Origin of the sequence: Streptococcus sp. Marseille-P7375 (assembly GCF_902460365.1) — a bacterium.
Lineage (GTDB): Bacteria > Bacillota > Bacilli > Lactobacillales > Streptococcaceae > Streptococcus > Streptococcus cristatus_I.
Genome location: NZ_CABPTR010000004.1, coordinates 125,635 through 145,665, shown reverse-complemented (window position 1 = coordinate 145,665; position 20,031 = coordinate 125,635). Strand labels below are relative to the sequence as shown.

General features: G+C 43.8%; 21 protein-coding genes. 7 read left to right on the top strand and 14 right to left on the bottom strand.

Translation table 11 applies throughout. From position 1 onward, the window contains the following. Positions 1-13: 13 nt before the first annotated feature. From FZ954_RS09515 to FZ954_RS09500, 4 genes are all read right to left on the bottom strand, one after another. A complete protein-coding gene (locus tag FZ954_RS09515) occupies positions 14-580 on the bottom strand; it encodes an SP0191 family lipoprotein (RefSeq protein ID WP_148878196.1) in 567 nt (188 codons plus the stop codon). Positions 581-687: 107 nt separating this feature from the next. Continuing rightward, complete coding sequence (gene spx, locus FZ954_RS09510; RefSeq protein WP_005591493.1) at positions 688-1,086, bottom strand: transcriptional regulator Spx; 399 nt, start codon at positions 1,084-1,086, stop codon at positions 688-690. Between the two features lie 85 nt (positions 1,087-1,171). Further along, positions 1,172-2,320, bottom strand: coding sequence for a recombinase RecA (gene recA, locus FZ954_RS09505; RefSeq protein WP_048763545.1), 1,149 nt, complete (start codon positions 2,318-2,320; stop codon positions 1,172-1,174). A gap of 54 nt (positions 2,321-2,374) precedes the next feature. Then, entirely contained in the window at positions 2,375-3,631 is a 1,257-nt protein-coding gene (locus tag FZ954_RS09500; RefSeq protein WP_187423362.1) for a competence/damage-inducible protein A, read from the bottom strand. Between the two features lie 270 nt (positions 3,632-3,901). Here FZ954_RS09500 and FZ954_RS09495 point away from each other — a divergent pair, with 270 nt between their 5' ends. Next, the gene (locus FZ954_RS09495) at positions 3,902-4,312 is read left to right on the top strand and encodes a helix-turn-helix domain-containing protein (protein ID WP_148878194.1); all 411 of its coding nucleotides are present in this window, start codon (positions 3,902-3,904) and stop codon (positions 4,310-4,312) included. 43 nt (positions 4,313-4,355) lie between these two features. Here the strand turns inward: FZ954_RS09495 and FZ954_RS09490 are convergent, their stop codons facing one another. The 4 genes from FZ954_RS09490 to ruvA all read right to left on the bottom strand — a co-directional run bounded on the left by FZ954_RS09490 (position 4,356) and on the right by ruvA (position 6,812). Next, the gene (locus tag FZ954_RS09490) at positions 4,356-4,913 is read right to left on the bottom strand and encodes a GNAT family N-acetyltransferase (RefSeq protein ID WP_148878193.1); all 558 of its coding nucleotides are present in this window, start codon (positions 4,911-4,913) and stop codon (positions 4,356-4,358) included. 83 nt (positions 4,914-4,996) lie between these two features. Next, positions 4,997-5,650, bottom strand: a complete 654-nt coding sequence (locus FZ954_RS09485; RefSeq protein WP_148878192.1) for a type II CAAX prenyl endopeptidase Rce1 family protein — start codon at positions 5,648-5,650, stop codon at positions 4,997-4,999. Positions 5,651-5,654: 4 nt separating this feature from the next. After that, complete coding sequence (locus FZ954_RS09480) at positions 5,655-6,209, bottom strand: DNA-3-methyladenine glycosylase I (protein ID WP_148878191.1); 555 nt, start codon at positions 6,207-6,209, stop codon at positions 5,655-5,657. 9 nt (positions 6,210-6,218) lie between these two features. Then, a complete protein-coding gene (ruvA, locus tag FZ954_RS09475; RefSeq protein WP_148878190.1) occupies positions 6,219-6,812 on the bottom strand; it encodes a Holliday junction branch migration protein RuvA in 594 nt (197 codons plus the stop codon). 168 nt (positions 6,813-6,980) lie between these two features. On the opposite strand from ruvA, the gene FZ954_RS09470 reads away from it, so the two are divergent. Together FZ954_RS09470 and FZ954_RS09465 are read left to right on the top strand one after the other, a co-directional pair. Continuing rightward, positions 6,981-7,487: a helix-turn-helix domain-containing protein gene (locus FZ954_RS09470; RefSeq protein ID WP_148878230.1), complete on the top strand. Its 507-nt coding sequence runs from the start codon at positions 6,981-6,983 to the stop codon at positions 7,485-7,487. Next, positions 7,471-7,992, top strand: a complete 522-nt coding sequence (locus FZ954_RS09465; RefSeq protein WP_187423361.1) for an RDD family protein — start codon at positions 7,471-7,473, stop codon at positions 7,990-7,992. The genes FZ954_RS09470 and FZ954_RS09465 overlap by 17 nt, the downstream gene beginning before the upstream one ends. Positions 7,993-8,027: 35 nt before the next feature. Here FZ954_RS09465 and mutL read toward each other — a convergent pair whose 3' ends face one another. Further along, positions 8,028-9,971: a DNA mismatch repair endonuclease MutL gene (gene mutL / locus FZ954_RS09460; protein WP_045500183.1), complete on the bottom strand. Its 1,944-nt coding sequence runs from the start codon at positions 9,969-9,971 to the stop codon at positions 8,028-8,030. A gap of 184 nt (positions 9,972-10,155) precedes the next feature. Between mutL and FZ954_RS09455 the strand changes: the two genes are divergently transcribed. Both FZ954_RS09455 and FZ954_RS09450 read left to right on the top strand, forming a co-directional pair. Then, positions 10,156-10,596, top strand: coding sequence for a LytTR family DNA-binding domain-containing protein (locus FZ954_RS09455; RefSeq protein WP_045500179.1), 441 nt, complete (start codon positions 10,156-10,158; stop codon positions 10,594-10,596). Beyond that, on the top strand, positions 10,593-11,063 hold the full coding sequence (locus FZ954_RS09450) for a DUF3021 family protein (protein WP_148878188.1): 471 nt from the start codon (positions 10,593-10,595) through the stop codon (positions 11,061-11,063). The genes FZ954_RS09455 and FZ954_RS09450 overlap by 4 nt, the downstream gene beginning before the upstream one ends. 191 nt (positions 11,064-11,254) lie before the next feature. On the opposite strand, the gene mutS is transcribed toward FZ954_RS09450, so the two are convergent. Both mutS and argR read right to left on the bottom strand, forming a co-directional pair. After that, positions 11,255-13,804 carry a DNA mismatch repair protein MutS gene (gene mutS, locus FZ954_RS09440; RefSeq protein WP_148878187.1) on the bottom strand — a complete coding sequence of 850 codons (2,550 nt, stop codon included), beginning with the start codon at positions 13,802-13,804 and terminating at the stop codon, positions 11,255-11,257. 72 nt (positions 13,805-13,876) lie between these two features. Further along, the gene (gene argR, locus FZ954_RS09435) at positions 13,877-14,317 is read right to left on the bottom strand and encodes an arginine repressor (RefSeq protein WP_148878186.1); all 441 of its coding nucleotides are present in this window, start codon (positions 14,315-14,317) and stop codon (positions 13,877-13,879) included. 125 nt (positions 14,318-14,442) lie between these two features. Between argR and argS the strand changes: the two genes are divergently transcribed. Further along, the gene (gene argS, locus FZ954_RS09430; protein ID WP_148878185.1) at positions 14,443-16,131 is read left to right on the top strand and encodes an arginine--tRNA ligase; all 1,689 of its coding nucleotides are present in this window, start codon (positions 14,443-14,445) and stop codon (positions 16,129-16,131) included. Between the two features lie 51 nt (positions 16,132-16,182). Further along, a complete protein-coding gene (locus FZ954_RS09425) occupies positions 16,183-16,449 on the top strand; it encodes a MarR family transcriptional regulator (RefSeq protein ID WP_148878184.1) in 267 nt (88 codons plus the stop codon). 46 nt (positions 16,450-16,495) lie between these two features. On the opposite strand, the gene nrdI is transcribed toward FZ954_RS09425, so the two are convergent. The 3 genes from nrdI to glgP all read right to left on the bottom strand — a co-directional run bounded on the left by nrdI (position 16,496) and on the right by glgP (position 20,009). After that, the gene (gene nrdI, locus FZ954_RS09420; RefSeq protein WP_398587654.1) at positions 16,496-16,972 is read right to left on the bottom strand and encodes a class Ib ribonucleoside-diphosphate reductase assembly flavoprotein NrdI; all 477 of its coding nucleotides are present in this window, start codon (positions 16,970-16,972) and stop codon (positions 16,496-16,498) included. Between the two features lie 63 nt (positions 16,973-17,035). Next, positions 17,036-17,554, bottom strand: coding sequence for a lantibiotic ABC transporter permease (locus tag FZ954_RS09415; RefSeq protein WP_148878182.1), 519 nt, complete (start codon positions 17,552-17,554; stop codon positions 17,036-17,038). 193 nt (positions 17,555-17,747) lie between these two features. Beyond that, positions 17,748-20,009: a glycogen/starch/alpha-glucan family phosphorylase gene (gene glgP, locus FZ954_RS09410; RefSeq protein ID WP_148878181.1), complete on the bottom strand. Its 2,262-nt coding sequence runs from the start codon at positions 20,007-20,009 to the stop codon at positions 17,748-17,750. Positions 20,010-20,031 lie beyond the last annotated feature (22 nt).

Genomic DNA, 20,031 nt, shown 5'->3' with positions numbered 1-20,031 from the left:
ACAAGAAGCTTCCTTACTGTCGCTCCTCAGCCCCGTTCATCAATAAATTATTGATATATTCTTCAGGTGGCATCTTTGTCATTTCTTTTAGATTGCTATTTTTAAAATAATTTAAAGTGAGTGCCTTTTCAATATCCAAATTGTCAAAATCGTAAGTTGACGTGATTTTCAGTTCATTTTCATTAAGAATCTGAACGGTTCCGGTGAAACCAGCAACAGTTTTTGCTTGAGTATAGTCCGTATCCTTTTGCATTGATTCATCCAAGAGCCGCTGAGTCTCCTCCAGTCCCACTTCTTTAATAGCATTTTTGATACTATCATCCGTTGGAGTAATTCTCTCCATAATCACCTTGATAAAACGTTTCCCTTGATAAGTGATAATTTGACTAGATTGAATTCCTTGCTCATCTTTGGGGAAAACTAGCTTTTTGGTGATGACTTCCTGCTTTTCAGCCTGACTGATAATGGGGAGATTAGTTGTAATTTCCTCTTTTTTTCCCTTTGGCTTGTCCGCTTTCTTATGAGCGCAGCCAGTCAATATCACAGCTGCTAAGCCAAAAATTAGTAAAAATTTCTTCACGTTCCGTCCTCCTCAGAGATATTGTATCATAGTTTAACCGCTTGTCAATCATTTTTAGGTAATGATACAGAAAAAAGGCAGCCTAAAAGGCGCCTTTCCTTATCTAATTATAGAGCTGCTCGTAAGCGAGCTTCTGTATTCTCAACATTACGCACTGCACGAGGTAAGAAGGCACGGATATCATCTTCCTTGTAACCAACTTGGAGACGCTTGTCATCCACCAAAATCGGACTTTTCAGAATCCGCGGTGTTTCCATGATGATGTCAATGACTTCGTTTACACTCAAATCTTCAATATCAACACCGAGTCCTTTTGCATAACGGTTTTTTGAAGATACAATGCTGGCAATGCCATTTTCGGTTTTTGCTAAAATATCAAGAATTTCTTCTTTGGTAATTCCTTCCTTACCAAGGTTTTGCTCCTTGTAAGTCAATTGATGGGCGTTTAGCCAGGTCTTTGCTTTTTTGCAGCTAGTACAACTTGAAACCGTATAAATTGTGATCATGCAAGTACTCCTTTCGCTACACGATACTACTATCGTAGTATATTATACCACAAAAACCATCAGTCTTGCGACCTATTTTGAAAAATTATTCCTCAATGTCAAAGGCATCGTCTAGATCAAGAGTCACTTCTTCTAATTTTTCAAGAGGAGCCTCAGCCTTACCCTTCACCGCTTCTGCTGGTTCATCATCTTCAATCAAACCGTAACGTACACGGACTTGACGGTCGATTTCATCAAAGACTTCTGGATGATCAGCCAAGTATTTCTTAGCATTTTCAGAACCTTGGCCAATTTTTTCATCATTGTAGGAGTACCAAGCACCCGCTTTTTTGATGATATCCAAGTCGGTCGCAATCTTAATTAGCTCGCCTGTCTTAGAAATACCTTCTCCGTACATGATTTCCACAAAGGCTTCCTTGAATGGTGGAGCCACCTTGTTTTTAACGACCTTGATTTTGGTTTCCTTACCGACATTGGTGTCCTTCGCATCGCCTGTACCCTTGATTTGGGTATTACCACGGACATCCAGACGAACAGAAGCGTAGAACTTCAAAGCACGTCCACCTGGTGTTGTTTCAGGATTTCCAAACATAACTCCAACTTTTTCACGAAGTTGGTTGATAAAGATGGCAATCGTCTTAGTTTTGTTGATGGAAGCAGACAATTTGCGCATGGCCTGACTCATCATCCGAGCCTGCAAACCGACGTGGCTATCACCGATATCGCCATCGATTTCTGCACGTGGTACCAGAGCTGCAACAGAGTCGATAACAACAAGGTCAACCGCACCAGAGTCAATCAATTTACCAGCAATCTCAAGGCCTTGCTCGCCAGAGTCAGGTTGTGACAGCAGCAATTCATCAATGTTGACACCCAAAGCTGCAGCGTATGACGGATCCAAAGCGTGCTCCGCATCGATAAAGGCTGCGATACCACCTTCTTTTTGAGCTTGAGCCACTGCGTGAAGAGCAACGGTTGTTTTACCAGAAGACTCTGGACCGTAAATCTCAATAATCCGTCCTTTAGGATAACCACCCGCACCAAGGGCGATATCCAAAGCCAGAGAGCCTGAACTCATGACTTGAACCTTTTGCTCCGCCCGCTCGCCCAGACGCATAATCGCTCCCTTACCGAAGTCTTTTTCAATATTCTTCAGAGCGTTATCCAAAGCTTTTTGGCGTTCATCTCCAAATTTCTTTGTAATTTCATCCAAATTTTTCTGTTTTTTTGCCATTTATTTCTCCTGTTTTAAAATTATCTTTTGAATATCTGTTTATTATACCAAAAATCAGTTCTTTAATAAAGTTTTTCGTACGAGGTTGAAGGCGTGCATGACGGCGATCTTCCGCACATCACCTCGGCTGCGACCAGCAATATTGACCTCAATCATTTCCGTTCCTAATTCACTCGCTAAGCCGATAAAAACTGTCCCAGCTGGATGGCCTTCCAGTGAATCTGGACCTGCCACACCTGTCAGACTGACAGCCAAGTCACTCTGAGTCAACTTTCTAGCCTGCTCTGCCATTTTCCCAGCCGTAAAAGCTGAAACGACACCATGCTTCTCCAGCTCTCCCAGTGGAATATCCAGCATCCGGCTCTTTTCTTCCATGCTATAGGTGACAAAGCCACCTGAAAAAATAGCGGAAGCCCCAGCAAAATCCGCCAAGGTCGCCTGAAAGAGGCCAGCTGTCAAACTCTCCGCCGCTGAAATCGTCTTCCCTTGACTCTTGAGCAGATCAAAGGCCACTTGAGCCAAGGAATTGTCATCTCCATAACCGTAGAAAATCTCGGACAAAGACTGCCCCTCAAAAGTTTGATATGCCAAAATAGACTTTTCCACAGCCTCAAACTTAGCATCCGCTTCTGCCTGACTCAAAGCCTTGGTGGACAGTCGCAAGGTCACTTCGCCCGTCTTTGCATAAGGTGCAATGGTCGGATCGCTTTGTTGATCAATCATTTCAGCCAAAATAGTCACCAGCTGACTCTCGCCAATTCCGAAGAAGCGCAGCACCCGTGAATACAGTTTTTGACCTGTGGATAAGAGGGGAACCAGCTCGTTATTGACCATAGGTTTGAGCTCGCTAGGTGGGCCAGGCAGGACTACATAGGTCACTCCGTCTGCTTCTAACAATCCTCCGACAGCTAAGCCAGTCGCATTTGGTAGCGGAGTCGAGCCTGTCACCAGCTGGGCCTGACGTTCATTGTTGGGCGTTCGGGCATAGTCTGGTCGGCTGGCAAAAAAACGATCCAACTTTTCCACAGCCGCTGGGTCGAAGCTCAAATCTCGACCGACAAACTTAGCCAAGGTCTGCTTGGTCAAATCATCCTCTGTTGGCCCCAAACCTCCTGTCAGGATAATTAAATCACTGCGCTCTTTGGCAATTTCTAGGACAGAGAGAAGGCGATTTTCATTGTCCCCCACTGCCGTCTGAAAATAGACATCAACTCCTAGACTAGCTAGCTTTTCAGATAAAAATTGGGCATTGGTATTGACAATCTGACCTGTCAGAATCTCGGTGCCCACAGCAATAATTTCTGCTTTCATAGAACCTCCTACCTTACTATTCGGAATTGGCTTTATTTTATCACAAAAAAGAGTAAAAAAGTTGATTTTCATTTCAAGAAATAAAAAGAACTGTCAACTTATTGACAAAGTTGTCAACATCCTGTGGATAACTTTTAAAAATCTGTTTGTTATGGAGAATAACTGGATTGTTAGGCAGATGCTATTGGCAAAGGAACTTTTTCTTTTTATAATAAAAATGAAAAGGATGTAAAGAAGAAACTTATTTATTTCATTAGAAAGGGAATCATCATGAAAATCTCTCAAGTTCTCAAAGATATTCGTCAACATCATCAACTCACTCAGGAAGCCTTAGCAGAAAGACTCAAGGTTTCCCGCTCTGCCATTGCCCGCTGGGAAAGTGGAAAAGGAATCCCTGATATTGGCAATCTCATCGCTATCAGTCGGGAGTTTGATCTCAGTCTAGATCAGCTCATCAAGGAGGACGAGCATTTGGAGAAAAAGGTCATCGAAGACAGCAAGGCCAAGAAATGGCATTATTTAGTCATCCTCTACCTTTTTTCCATCTTGGTTTATATTGGTGTCTTTGCTTACTTGCACCATATCTTTATGGCTGGCTTCCTCATCTCCACGCTCTTTATGCTTTTCTACGAGCTGCGTATCTTTATCAAGGAAAAGATTTGGATGCAGAAGGAGGAGTAATAATATTCACACTGTACAGAAAAGGCTTAGACAACTATCTTGTCTAGGCCTTTTTTTCGTCATTCTTTAACTTACTTTCATAGCGGAGACGGATGGTCGGCTCTCCGCGAAGGCTCAATCCCTCCTTTTCCCACATCAAGGTCATCCCAATTTTTTCTAAAACTCCTTGACTAGCAAGATTGGGCTTAGTCGTGTGGGCAAGAAATATTTTTATCCCCGGCATGTTCTGAGCCAATTCTTTCAAGGCTAAGGCTGCTTCAGTAGCATAGCCTTTTCTGTGGTAGTTAGCATTGACTGTATAGCCTATTTCCGCCGTTTCTTGTTCCGTATCTATTCGAAGAGAGATATTGCCAATTAATTTACCTTCAGATTTCAACTCGATACCGTAGCGGCCCAAAGGAGCACTTAAATTATATAAGACAAGGCTCTCTCGGCTCTCTTCTATGCTTTGGTGCTCTGGATAATCATATTTTAATAATTCTCCATCTGAAGTATATTCATGATAATCCAACAAATCATCCATAGTCATAGGACGTAAGAGGAGACGCTCCGTCTCCAAGATAGGATTCTCTGCCAAATATACTAAGGCTCTATTATCCATCCTTCATTTCCTTTATTAAAAATCTTCAAAATAGTTAAAAAGTAGCCACTAGACTTTCACTTTATTTACTTACCACTCTACTGCTACATTAAAAAAATTGTCACCATAAAAGCAACTATATTGTTGCAACAATGGAGGGCAATTGGATACCAGATATTTTTGTCCTTTCTCAGATACAGGAGCGAGAGAAGAAGACCTCCGGCAATATAGGAAATAGCTGTCACCCACTCTGATAAGGCCCAGCTGTGCATATGAAGGGTGGCAAATAGAATGGTTGTCAACACAATACCGAGCCAGTTAGAGAATTTTGCCAAAAAAGTACCTAGGAAAAAGCGGCGGAAGAAAAACTCTTCAACGATTGGCCCGATAAAGCAACCGATAACCAAGATTAAAAATGGATTTTTCAACAAGGCACCTTGAATACTGGCATCATTCTGCCCCTGCAGTGGCAAGCCCAGACTCTGTTTAATCAAAGCTGAAAGCAGGTTGCAGGCAATGGACAGGAAGAAAACGAAGACCATATATAAAGAGATCGTTTTTAGAAATTCCTTCTTCTTGGTCAGAATCAAGGCCAACTGCTCCTTTAATTCTTCACGATAAGCTAAGATTCCTAAGATAAATAAAAGGAAATAAACTGGATAAATCAGCCAATTTATCCCAATCAGCTGCAAGCCTCTACCTAGAAACAAAATGGCATAAAGGGTGATAAAAATGTGGAGAAATTTTCTTGTTTTCATTGTTCTACTTCCAATCACAATCATTTTCATGGTCATTGATAAGGCCAGCTGCTTCTAGGAATGAATAGACACAAACGGGACCAACAAATTTGAAGCCTTGCTTTTTCAGCGCCTTGGACATGGTTTCTGAAAGCTCTGTCTTCGTCGGAGCTTCCTTGTAATTCGTAATTTGATTGTCAATTGTTTTGAAATCTACAAAGGACCAGATATAGTCGTTAAAAGAGCCAAACTGCTTTTGAAGAGCCAAAAAAGCTTGAGCATTGGCTCTAGTCGCATAGATTTTCATCTTATTGCGGACGATATTAGGATTGTCCAAAAGAGCATCCAAGTCTGCATCCGTCATCTGAGCAATTTTCTGGGCATCATAGAAATGAAAAGCTTCTCGAAAAGCTTGGCGTTTATTGAGAATGGTCTCCCAAGAAAGTCCAGCCTGATAGGTCTCCATGCAGAGCAATTCAAATAATTTCTGATCATCATGGAGGGGCTTGCCCCACTCCTCATCATGATAGGCCACATACAAGGGGTTGTTCATTTTTACCCAGCCACAACGTTTGGTCATATCTTCCTCCTATTTTACCAACATCTTAAGGGCAGACTTGATATAGTTTTCAGCCGTATCAGTCGTGCCTTCAAAGAATTTCTTGATTTTCTTAAGTTCCGCGGCTTTGTAGCCCAGAGCCAGCATAGCTTCCATGGCTTCTTCCAGCTCTTGGTTTTCATTGCTAGCTTGCACTGCAGCCTTGGCAAGAAGTTCGTCACCAGCTACTGCCACTTTTCCTTCCAAGTCCAGCACCATCTGCTGGGCTGTTTTCTTACCAATTTTAGGAAACTTGGTCAGGTAGGTAATGTTTTTTTGCTCAATGGCTTGCACTAAGCCAGCATTATCATCCGCCGCAATAATAGCCAGGGCAGACACTGGCCCAATACCTGAGACCGAAATCAAACTAAGAAAGAGTTGCTTCTCCTCTTCTGAGCGAAAGCCATAAAGCAGCTGCGCATCCTCACGGACAACCTGATGCACATAAATTTGCGTTTCTTGATTGACTAGACTTGAGTATGCATAAGGATTGGCCACATGAAGAATATAGCCGATCGAGTTGACTTCCAATACAATGTACTTGGCTGTTATTTTACTGATGATTCCTTTAAAATATTCGTACATAATCTTCCTTCTTTTTGTATCATTTTGCCTATCTAGTATATCATATTTTCAGTCTGGAAACTGCAAACAGAGGTGCAACCATTGGTTGACAAAATGTACAGGAAGCTGTATTCTCAAGATAACTAAAAGCTGTTAGGATAGAGATAGAAAAAGAAAGGAGCTGTCATGATGAAACTCGCTGATAAATTATTTGAACTAAGAAAAGAAAAAGGCTGGTCACAAGAAAAGCTAGCTGAACAAATCAATGTCTCTCGCCAGAGCATTTCCAAGTGGGAATCTGGCCAAGCACTGCCAGAGCTGGAAAAAATTGTAGAGCTGAGCAAGATTTTCCAGGTGACGACAGATTATCTGCTTTTAGAAGAAAGTGACAAGCCGGAAATAAGACCCGTCCTCTCAGAAGACGAAAAAGACCGCTACTATAAGCAAGTAAAATCTTATGGCTTCTGGCATATTTTGTATATTCTTGTATCAGCCTTGGCTATTTATCTCTTTTCTGCAGGTTCTAGCTTCCCAGCAAAATTCACTGGCCTGGTCTGGTTAACTTTTTTCCTCCTAGTCGCATCCGCAATGGCTATTAACAAGGCGCTAAAGATGAAGGAAAAGTATCTGGACAAGGTTATAGGCCTTGATGAGGATTCTAAGAAAGAAGATGCTCAAGATGAAACTAAAAACTGATAATCCCTTACCAGTCAAAACTCGTCTAAAAGAGCTGTTTGGAGACTGGCTTTTCATCTCGGGCTACCTCATTGCTCTTTTTTTACTGGCTATGGGTTTTTACTATCTGGTTTTAGGAGGCATTCCTGCATTCACTGAAGTCCAGAGCCAAATTCTGGCTTTTTCTACCTCAGTCCTGTCTCTAACTATTATCTTTGCTTGGTTAGACTATAGAAAAGGAAGTTTTGGCAAGCGTTGGGCAGGTTTACAGTTGGTTTACAAACATAGGAGCCTTTCCCACAGCCTTTTGCGCTCTGCTATCAAGTTTTTCCCTTGGCAGCTGGGACATATGGGAGCTATCCGTAGTGCTTATCAAGCAGATGCCCTGTCAATTTTCTTGTCAACTTCAGCAGGGATTCTCTTCTTGATCTTTCTGCTGATCGGACTGCTTCGCAAGGACAAACGCCATCCAGCTGATTTACTTGCTGGGACACAAGTTCAGCTCAAAAATTCAAAACAGCTCTAGTTCTATGACTAGGGCTGTTTTATCTTCTATAAAGTTTAGTATTTCCCCAACTCCCGTAGGCTAGTATGATTTTCCTGAATGCGGCGGAACATTTTTTCCATATCCGACTTGGTAAAGTTGACCAAGACCGGCCGGCCGTGTGGGCAGTTATAGGGATTGTCACACTGGGACAGCTGAAAGAGCAAGTCACGCGCAGAATAGTCATCCAGACTGTGATTGGCCTTGATGGAGCGTTTGCAGCTCATCATAATGGCCAGCTCTGCTCGATATTTCTTGATGGAAACTTCCTTGGTCAAGAGCAGCATATCACACATCTCATAGATGCCTGCCTCAATCTCCTCTTCCTTAAACCAAATGGGGTGCTCACGGAGGATAAACTGATTGGCTCCATACTCTTCTAAAAAGATACCAGCATCTTCTAATAGCTCCATCCGCTGCTTGATTCGCAGCATATCGTCCGCTGGAAATTCAAAGATATAGGGCACTAAAAGCTGCTGCTGGCTATTGTCCACATCCCCAATCTTCTCCCGATAATACTCATACTTGACCCGCTCTTGGGCAGCATGCTGGTCAATAATATAAAGACCGCCCTTGCCCTGAGCAAAGAGATAAGTACCATGCATCTGACCGAAATATTCTAACTCTGGGAAGCTTGATTTCTCTTCCTGCTCCAACTTATCCACAGCCCGCTCCAGACTAGCCTGGTCAAGCTCTGGATGGTCTAGTTGGTCATAGCTAACTGGCTTTCTCTCTGCAAATTTGACCGAAGTCGGTTGCGGTTCTGCTTTTTCATCTGTCGCTTGATGAACAGGCTTTGCTAATTCTTCAAAGGATAGTTGCTGCTCGGCCACCTGCGGCTTGAGGAAGAAGTCATTCTGCTCCTTATCGTAGTAGAGGCGATTTTCTTTAAGGGGAAGACTAGTCTGTTCGGGCTTAGTCGCACGCTTAACAGTTGATTTGGCTAGATTTTCCAAAGCATCTGGGATAAGGTCCTGCTCCTTGAGACTAGTCGCAATGGCTTGCGAAATCAAGGCCATGAGTTCGCGTTCTTTAGAAATGCGCACCTCTTGCTTGGTCGGATGGACATTGACATCGGCTAGATAGGGGTCAATCTGAATATTGATGACCGCTAGTGGAAAGCGACCTACCATCAGCTTGCTGCCGTAGCCGTCCAAAATAGCTCGATTGAGCAGGAAATTCTTAATGTAGCGGCCGTTGATGAGAATCGTAATATAATTCCGATTCGCACGAGTCAACTCAGGCAGGCTGACATAGCCGCTCACTTCAAAGTCCAAATCTGAAGCAGAGATTTCCACCATTTTCTTAGCTGTTGCCAAACCATAGATTCCTGCAATAGCCTGACGCAGATTACCACTGCCGGCAGTCCGTGTCATTTCGCGGCCGTCGCTGATAAGGGTGAAAGCCACTTCCGGATGGGCCAGACTAAGCCGATTAATCACATCAACGATGTGGGATAGCTCAGCCTGCTGGCTCTTCATATACTTGAGCCTGGCTGGAGTATTAAAGAAGAGATCTTCTACCTTGATTTTCGTTCCCACCGGACTGCTGGTAGGTTCGTGCTTTTCTATCTCGCCACCCTGCGCAACCAGCAGAGTCCCGTGCTGGCCAGCTTCCGTCGCTGTCTCAATGGTAAAACGCGAGACAGAAGCAATGGAAGGAATGGCCTCGCCTCGGAAACCCAATGTCCGAATCCGAAAGAGATCCGCCTGCTTCTTGATTTTACTGGTAGCATGGCGGCGGAGGGCCAGAGGGACATCTTCGTGGTCTATGCCCTCGCCATTATCCGTCACCTGAATGCTCTTGAGTCCGGCCTCCTCGATTTCGATGGTAATCTGACTAGCACCCGCATCAATTGAATTTTCCACTAGCTCCTTGACCACGCTGCTAGGCCGCTCAATGACCTCACCTGCCGCAATCTGATTGGCTAGAATTTCTGGAAGTTCGATAATTTTTGACATCTTTTTCTCCGTATTTGTTCTGCTATCTATTATAACACATTGGGCTCTTTCTAGCAGAGGGCAGACTTATCTTGCCCGCTCTGCTCACAAGACAAACCATATAGACACAAATAGCTGCCACATAGACAAAAGGGCTTGTTTTCGCTGCCAAGTTGCGGTTTAATAAAGGTGAAAGGAGGAAGTTATGAAAGTTAAGCTAAGAATCGATTCTCAAGTCACCGAAGACTCCGTCAGCATTGAGGCTCGCCTCATGACAGAAAGCATCCAGGAATTGGTCCACTTTGCTCAACATCTAGGCAAAGAAGACAAGATTCATGTCAAGAAAGAGGACGAAATCTATTTGCTGGATGCTAAGGAAATTCATCGAGTCTATACAGAAAATCGTCAGGTTCAGGTTCGAACAGCAAAAGACGGCTATCGAGCTCAACAAGCTCTTTATCAGTTGCTGCAGGTCCTGCCGGAGTATTTCCTGCAGATTTCTCAGTCAGAGATTATCAACAGCCGACAAATCAGCCACCTCAAGCTGACTCCAAATGGTCTGATTCAAATATTTCTGAAAAACGGTGATCAGACTTACTCGTCCCGCCGTTATCTCAAATCCATTAAAGAAAGGTTGCAATTATGAAAACTCGTCTTAAAGAACTCTTTTTCGGAGGAATTGGAGGGATTTTCATCGGTCTCTTCTTCTCCATGATTGTTTCTTATTTTTACAATCCAGCTTATCTACCGCTTCATCCTCGCTCGCCTATCGGCCACTTCTTTTTGAGCCAGCATGTCCATGTTTCTCTCATCATGCTCTACTGCATGCTTATCTGGTTTATCATGGGAGCTATTTTCAGATGGAGCGGAAGCTTCTTCCAAAGAGACTGGAGCATTCTGCGCTCCATCATCAGCCACTATGGTGTGATGATTCTGACCTTTGCACTTTTGGCTAATCTAGCTGGATTTTTCCCAAGAGAAAAAATACTCAGCCTGACACTGACTGCCGTCGGGGAATTCACCCTCATTTATCTGATTATTTCATGTGCCATCTACTACCGCACTTACCGCAACATTCAAAAAATCAATAGCGGTTTGTCTAGCAAATCGTGAGAATAAAAAGAGAGTGGGACAGAAATCGGTAATTCGTTAGAATTCGATTTCGTCGTCCCACCTCCGCACAGTTGAGTAGGGCTGTAAAAGCTGATGAAATCAGCGTAGTAGAGCCCACTCAACCACTGCGTCTTGCTCGACAATCCAAAGACAATTGAGAGGCTAGGACTTTTGTCCCAGCCTCTTTGTTTTTACAACTTCTTCTTGAGCTCGGCTACCGCCGCCATGACTTCTAGGGGAGTCATATTGTAGATGTCCAAGTCTCGTAGTTCAGTCAGGACTGGATTTTCCGATTCCTCTGCGAAAAGAGACATCTGCTCCGCCACTTGTGACTGCTTCGGTCTGGATGCAGCAGGAAGCTCTGAGCCTAGTCCTGTATCCTGACTCTCCAAATGACTCAAAATGCTATCCGCCCGCTCCAGCAATTTCTCAGGAAGTCCGGCAATCTTCGCCACGTGGATTCCATAAGACTTGTCAGCCGGACCTGGCTCAATCTTATGCAGGAAAGTTACCTGTCCGTCCTTTTCCAAGGTTGCTACATGGACATTTTCCAAATGCTCCAAGCTATCCTCTAAGGCTGTCAGCTCATGATAGTGGGTGGCAAAGAGGGTCTTGGCTCCAGTATAGTGATGAATGTGCTCGATAATAGCCTGAGCCAGCGCCATCCCATCATAAGTCGCCGTCCCACGGCCCAGCTCATCAAAGAGAATGAGCGAACGCTCGCTGGCCTGCCGAATGGCCCGATTGGCCTCCATCATCTCCACCATAAAGGTGGACTGGCCAGACACCAGGTCATCCGCTGCACCGATGCGAGTGAAAATCGCATCGAATAGCGGCAGACTGGCAGACTGGGCGGGCACATAAGAGCCCATCTGCGCCATAATGACGATGATCGCCAGTTGGCGCATATAAGTTGATTTCCCGCTCATATTCGGCCCGGTAATCAGCTGGATGTCCGTTTCCTGGTCCAGCAGAATACTATTTGGAATGTAGCTTTGGGCACCCATGACCTTTTCCACAACAGCATGCCGACCTTTTTCAATCTGCAGACGGCGCTCCGCAGTAAAGACCGGGCGCACCAAATGCTGCTGTTCAGCCACCGCAGCAAAGCTCTGCAGGACATCTACAGCTGCTAGCGTTTGTGCCAAGGCCTGCAAGCGCTTGATGTATTTGCCAACTTCTTCGCGAATCCGCATAAAGATCTCGTATTCCAGATTAGCAGATTTTTCACGCGCCTCCAGCATCTCTCCCTCAATCCGAGCCAACTCCTCCGTTCCGAAACGCTCAGAATTTTTCAGGGTCGCCTTGCGGAAGAAATGACCAGGCACATGAGCCAGCTGGGAATTGGTCACATGGAAATAATAACCATCTTTTTTGTTGTAATCAATCTTCAGATTGCTGATGCCGCTGTTAGCACGTTCTTTGACTTCCAGCTCTGCAATCCATCCAGTCCCCTCCCTCAGCACAAGCCGATACTGATCCAAGGTCTCATCAAAGCCTGTCCGAATGATATTGCCCTCGGTGATGATATGGGGCGCATCCGGCGAAATAGCTGAGCTAATCAAGCCCGCCAACTCTGGAATAGGATCCAAACCCTCAATCAAACGATCTAGATGCGGGCTGCCGATTCCTTGCAAGATAGCCTTAATCTGAGGCACATTGCCCAATGTTGCTGCCAACTGCAGCAGATCCTTGGGATTGGTCTTGCCAAAAGACACTCGACTAGCCAGCCGCTCAATATCATAGACTCCCTTGAGGCTCTCCGTCAAATCACTCCGCTCAAAGAAATGATCCAGAAAAACCTCGACGACATTCTGCCGCTGACTAATTCGCGCTTCATCAATCAGCGGACGCTGGATCCAAGAGCGCAGCATACGGCCGCCCATGGCCGTCTTGGTCTCGTCCATCAGCCAATAAAGACTGCCGTGTTTCTTACCCGAGCGAGCATTTTCTGTCAAATCAAGACTCGCCTTGGTGGCATAGTCCATTTGCAGAAAGTCCTTGATTTCATAATGCTGGGCCTTCTTTAAATGGCTGAGCTCCCTCATCTGGGTCCGGTGCACATACTCCAGCAATTTCCCCGCTGCCTGACGCTCCATAGGAGACAGCTCCTCGCCCAGCAGCTGAACATCGTCCAAAGCTGTCTGTACATAGGATAATAAGAGGTTCATTTGTCCAGCCAAGACCTGCTCCTCAGCTTCTGGCAAGGCATAGCCCAGCACCACTTCCCTAGCTTTCAAATTGCGGATTTCCCCGCAGACCAAGGTAAAGTCCTCTAAACTAGTCACCTGAAACTCACCGGTCACCAAGTCCATATAAGCCAAACCATAGAGGCCCTCTGAGTAATCCAGAGCCACCAGAAAGTTATTCGCAGAATCCGGCTTAGTAGAGTCCACCACCGTCCCCGGTGTGATAACCTGAACGACCTCTCGCTTAACAACCCCCTTGGCTTCCTTGGGATCTTCCATCTGCTCCGCAATTGCTACCTTATAGCCTGATTCGACCAAAACATCAATATACTGCTGAGCCGAATGATAGGGAACTCCGGCCATGGGAATTGGATTTTCTGCATTTTTATTGCGGCTGGTGAGAGAAATCTCTAAAATCTGCGCGGCATTGACTGCATCATCATAAAACAACTCATAGAAATCCCCCATCCGAAAGAGCAAGAAAGCATCTGGATAGTCCTTTTTGATATCCAAATACTGCTGCATACCTGGCGATAACTTTTCTACTGCCATCTCTATCCTTTCTAAAAACAAGCGAGGTCCGGACTTCCGTCTCAAACCTCTCCGTCAATTCTAAGCTTTTGGCTATTCCATACCTTCTTTGACACTCATCTCGATTTCTCTAGCGACATCCTGATCCCGGCAAATTACGAGCAAGGTATTGGCCCCTGCAACGGTTCCTAAAATCCGACTATCCAGAGAACCATCTACCACATTTGCCAAGACCGTCGCTTCGCCTAGTCCTGTACGGAAAACCAGCGTAAACTCCGCTCGAGAAACAGCCTGAACATGACTGGCCAGAAATCCAGCTAGGTCCAACTCCTCTGCTTCATGAGCCAGCACATAGTAGACTTGCCCGTCTTTCTTCAGTTTGGTCAAGCCAATCTCTCTTAAATCCCGCGAGAGGGTTGTTTGGGTTACAAATATCCCCTCATCTTCCAGTCTTTTTTGAATATCCTTTTGTGTTCCTAACTTTTCTTCCTTGATCATCCATTTAATAAGCTGATGACGCTCGATTTTTCTCATACTCGACCTCATTGACTGAATATTTATACTCTCAATTATATCAAAAAATCTATCTTATACCAAAAAAATTGAAGATTCTTCATAAAATATGATAGAATAGTAACAAAAGACCCAAAGGAGCAAATATGGATAATAAACAATTAATCGCTAGCGAATTGGCCAAAGTTATTGACAGCTTGGACCAAAGCGCTATCTCTAACCTACTAGAGCAACCGAAAAGTTCCGATCTTGGAGACATTGCCTTCCCAGCTTTCTCACTTGCAAAAGTAGAACGCAAGGCTCCTCAAGCTATTGCTGCAGATATTGCTGAAAAGATCGACCCAAGTCACTTTGAAAAAGTTGTCGCAACTGGACCTTATGTCAACTTCTTCCTCAACAAAGCTAAAATCTCTGATCAAGTCATCAAAGAAGTCATCAAGGAAGGCGCTGACTATGGTCAACAGAACGAAGGTCAGGGCGGAAATATCACCATCGACCTTTCCAGCCCTAACATTGCAAAGCCTTTCTCTGTCGGACACTTACGTTCAACCGTTATCGGTGATGCCTTGTCCAATATCTTCCGCAAGATGGGCTACAATACCATCAAGATCAACCACTTAGGTGACTGGGGCAAGCAATTCGGTCTCCTCATGGTTGCTTACAAGAAATGGGGCAACAAGGAAGCCGTTGAAGCTAACCCAATCGATGAACTCTTGCAACTTTACGTCCGCATCAATGCTGAAATCGAAAACGATCCAGCCTTGGATGAAGAAGGTCGCCTTTGGTTCAAGAAACTGGAAGATGGCGATCCAGAAGCAACAGAACTATGGCAATGGTTCCGTGACGAAAGTCTCGTTGAATTTAACCGTATCTATGAATTGCTCGGCGTTGAATTTGATAGCTTAAATGGCGAAGCCTTCTACAATGACAAGATGGACGAGGCCGTTAAGATTTTGGAAGATAAGGGTCTTCTGAAAGAATCAAAAGGCGCTAGCATTGTGGACTTGGACGATGTCAACCTGCCACCAGCTATGATTAAAAAATCAGACGGTGCTACGCTTTACATCACCCGGGATATTGCCACTGCTATGTACCGTGCGCGCACTTACAACTTCGTTAAGAACGTTTACGTCGTTGGTCAAGAGCAATCAAACCACTTCCGTCAGCTCAAGGCCGTCCTTAAGAAGATGGGATTTGACTGGAGCGATGACATGATCCACGTGGACTTTGGTCTGGTTACGAAAAACCGCCAAAAACTTTCAACACGTAAAGGAAACATCATCCTTCTGGAACCAACTCTGCAAGAAGCGATCAGCCGTGCAAAAGCTCAAATTGAAGAAAAAAATCCAAATCTGGAAAACAAAGAAGCTGTTGCTCATGCAGTTGGTGTCGGTGCCGTTAAATTCTACGACCTTAAAACTGACCGCCGCAACGGTTATGACTTTGATTTGGAAGCAATGGTTTCCTTTGAAGGTGAAACTGGACCGTATGTACAATATGCCTATGCACGTATCCAGTCTATCCTACGCAAAGCAGACTTCAAGCCAAGTCTTGACGTTAACTACAATCTCAACGATGCTGAAAGCTGGGAAATTATCAAACTGCTCCAAGACTTCGCTCGCGTAATCAAACGTGCAGCTGATAACTTTGAGCCATCTCTGATTGCCAAATACGCAATCAGCCTAGCTCAAGCCTTCAATAAATACTATGCTCACACTCGCATCTTGGATGAATCTCCGGAACGCGACAGCCGTCTAGCTCTCAGCTACACTACTGCTGTTGTGCTGAAGGAAGCTCTCCGCATGCTTGGTGTAGAAGCACCAGAAAAAATGTAACCCTACACAAACCTTCCAGTTTTGGGAGGTTTTCTTAGGAAGAGATATTTTATGAATGAAACTGCTTATATTTTAGTTGCCCTTAGCTTGGTCATTCTCTTTTTGTACAACAAGAGAGAAAAGGTAAAGTTGCAGATTTTGCTGCAGCAAGAACTCCTAAAAAGTGATCATTTTCGACAAGAACTCCAAGAAAAAATGGCCACTAGCGAAAACCAAAATGACCTTATTGCTTACATTAACAAAAAATACCGTTTAGGAATTTTATATTCAAAAGAGCTGGTCGAAACGATCACCAGCGAGCATGCAAGTCAAGAATAGAATCAAAAGCCGCTCGGTCAAAAATGTTGATCGAACGGCTTTTTACTTATGCTTTTATTTCGTACAATTCCTCGATAATGCCAGCTATTTTTTTAATATCGCCTAACATACCACGCATTTCAAAATCAGCTAAAACAGGGAAACCAAAACGCTGGCTGTATTGCTTAGCAGTCAGGCAGTACTGGTTGTTAAAGTTACGGTTGCCACTTCCGATAACTCCCAAACACTTGCTAGCATTCTGCCCATAATCTATAAAATCGGCCACATCTGTCGTAAGAATCTCGACATCGCCATTATCTACACCATTGCCACCTTCCAGATAGGTCGGTAGAAAGGTAATGAAAGGATTGGTCATTTCAAAGAACGGACGTCCCTCTTTCACTAAGTCTTTGATGTGGATTTTCTCAATCTCTAAACTCGGATGCTGCTCTAACAAATAGTCGCTCAAACGACGGACAAAACTCTCTGTATTGCCACTCAAGCTAATATAAACTAAGGAAACTTTCATGTTTATTTGCTCCATTCCAAAAAAATAACATTTATCCGCTAATCTAGCTTATCAGCAGTAAATGTTATTTGCCAAATCTTAATCTTCTTCAACCGCTTCTACACTCTCAGCTTCCTTTTGCTGCTTGATCAGCTTAAAGATAACGATGGAAAGGAAGATAAGACTAACAACAACAGAGAAGCCGATAGTAAAGTTCAGTCCCAGCATCTGAGATGAGAGTAAGGTCGGATCTGAAAAAGAAGACGTCGCAATCCCTTTTGCTACCACATAACCATACGCTGTTCCAATCAGGCCAATAAGAACGTTCACGATGTAAATAAGATTGGCTTTGAAAATATCTTTCTTAAAAACGAAGAACCAAGCTGCAATCAAAAGAAGCAAGCCAACATAAAAGAAAATATTATTTATTAGCGAACCTGACAGTTCAGCGCTCTTGCTAAAGTAAGCTGCATACTGAGATTTTGCTGGCTCATTGATCCCCTTTAGTAAGGTTTCCACGGCATCATTTGAAGAGGAGAACTTCGAAAGAAGTTCCCACAAAGTGCCTACTGTTTCTAACCCCAGTAAGACATAGAGATAAATTGGTTTCTTTTTCATAACAACCTCCTGTAAAGAAATACTTTTTCTTATTATACACCCAAAAGAAAAGACTGACAAGAGCCAAGGTCTGCTACGATTTTAAAGCTCTATCTACCAGAAAAGCTTATCCTCCAAGGCTACTTACTCTAGTCTTCTAACAAGAGAAAAGCCAAGACAGGACTGTCTAGGCTTTTTCACTTATTTAAAATAATTAGTTCTCCAAATGCCATACTTCGTCATTGTATTGTTGGATTGTACGGTCTGCTGAGAAGAAGCCAGCTTTTGCAATGTTAACGATCACTTTATCCAACCATGCATCACGATCTTCGTAGTCCGCAAGCATTTGCTCTTTCACCTTGATGTAGTCTTCCAAGTCAAGAAGCGTCATGAACCAGTCTTTGTTGATCAATTCATTGTAAAGACGTTCCAAACGTTCTTTCTTACCTACCGCAAGAACAGCATCGCTGATGATAAAGTCAACCAACGGTTTGATAGCTGGACGAGCGTAAAATTCACTTGATTTGTAGGCTGCTTTTGCGTAAAGGTCGATAACTGTTTCAGAATCTTCACCAAAGATGTAGATGTTGTCTTTGCCAACCAACTCAGCGATTTCCACGTTAGCACCGTCCATAGTACCAAGTGTCAAAGCACCGTTAAGCATGAATTTCATATTACCAGTACCTGAAGCTTCTTTAGAAGCAAGTGAAATTTGCTCAGAAATATCACCAGCTGCAATCAAGAAGCTTGATGCTGTAACGTTATAGTTCTCAACCATAACCACTTGCAAGTGTGGTGCCACTGCTGGGTCATTCGCGATGATTTCTGACAAGCAAAGGATCAAGTGAATGATGTCTTGAGCAATTGTGTAAGCAGGAGCTGCCTTACCACCAAAGAAGACAGTGATTGGACGAGCAGGAATGTTACCAGCCTTGATGTCCAAGTACTTGTGGATGACATACAAAGCGTTCATTTGTTGGCGTTTGTACTCGTGTAGACGCTTGATTTGGATATCAAAGATAGAATCTGGATTGATTTCTACACCTTGAGCTTCCTTCAAGTGACGAGCCAATTTACGCTTGTTGTGAGCCTTAATGCCTTCCAGCTTTTCTTTCACTTCTTGCTTGCCAGCAAAGTCAAGTAGACCTTCCAACTTAGCAGCATCATGGTGCCAATCGCGACCAAGAAGTTCATCTAAGTAGCTAGACAAACGTGGGTTAGCGTGCATGAGCCAACGACGGAATGTGATACCGTTTGTCTTGTTGTTGAATTTCTCTGGATAAATATCGTAGAAAGCTTTCAACTCAGAGTTCTTCAAGATTTCAGTGTGGAGTGCTGCAACCCCGTTAACGCTGTATCCATAGTGGATATCCATGTGTGCCATGTGAACACGACCGCTCTCGTCAATGATTTGAACAGCTGGATCTTTGTATTCTGCTTTGACACGACGATCCAATTCTTCGATGATTGGTACCAAGTGAGGAACCACTTCTTGCAAGAATTCAAGAGGCCATTTTTCAAGGGCTTCAGCAAGGATGGTGTGGTTTGTGTAGGCAGTCATGCTACGAACGATTGAGATTGCTTCATCAAGCTCGATACCACGCGCAGTCAAAAGACGGATCAATTCAGGAATAACCAGTGATGGGTGAGTGTCGTTGATTTGTACAACTGCATAGTCTGCAAGGTCATGCAAGTTGCTTCCTTTTTCGATCGCTTCGTCGATGATCAATTGTGCACCGTTTGAAACCATGAAGTATTGTTGGAAAATACGGAGCAATTCACCTTGCTTGTCGCTATCATCTGGATAAAGGAAAAGAGTTAAGTTGTGAGCGATATCTGTCTTGTCAAATTCAATTCCCTCTTTGATGATTGAAGAATCAACTGAATCTAGGTCAAACAAGCGCAAACGGTTTTTAGTAGCTGTCTTGTAACCAGGAACATCAATATCGTAAAGAGTTGATGTCAAGGTAAAGTGCGCAAATGGCACTTGGTAGCTACGACTTGAGCGAACCAACCAGTTTTGCTCAGTCAACCAGAAATTTGGAATAGTTGTTTGTTCATTGTTTTTAAGGACTTGTTGGAAAAGACCAAAGTGGTAGTTTAGTCCAACACCGTCACCATTAAGCCCCAAGGTTGCGATAGAGTCCAAGAAGCAGGCTGCCAAACGGCCCAAACCACCATTACCAAGAGATGGTTCCAATTCTACTTCTTCAACTTCGATCAAGTCTTTACCGGCAGCGGCAAGTTCTTTTTTCACATCGTCGTAAAGACCAAGGTTAATCAAGTTGTTTGACAAGAGTTTACCAATCAGAAACTCCGCAGAGATGTAGTAGAGTTTCTTTTTACCAGTATTAACTGGCTTTTGAGCGCTCGCTAATTTTGTGTAGTTCAAGAGAGCCAAATAAAGCTCTTCATTGCTACAATCAGCAATTTTCTTTTGATAAGTTTTTTGGATATATGTTTGTAAGTTTGACATGATTTCTCCTAGTATTAGAAAG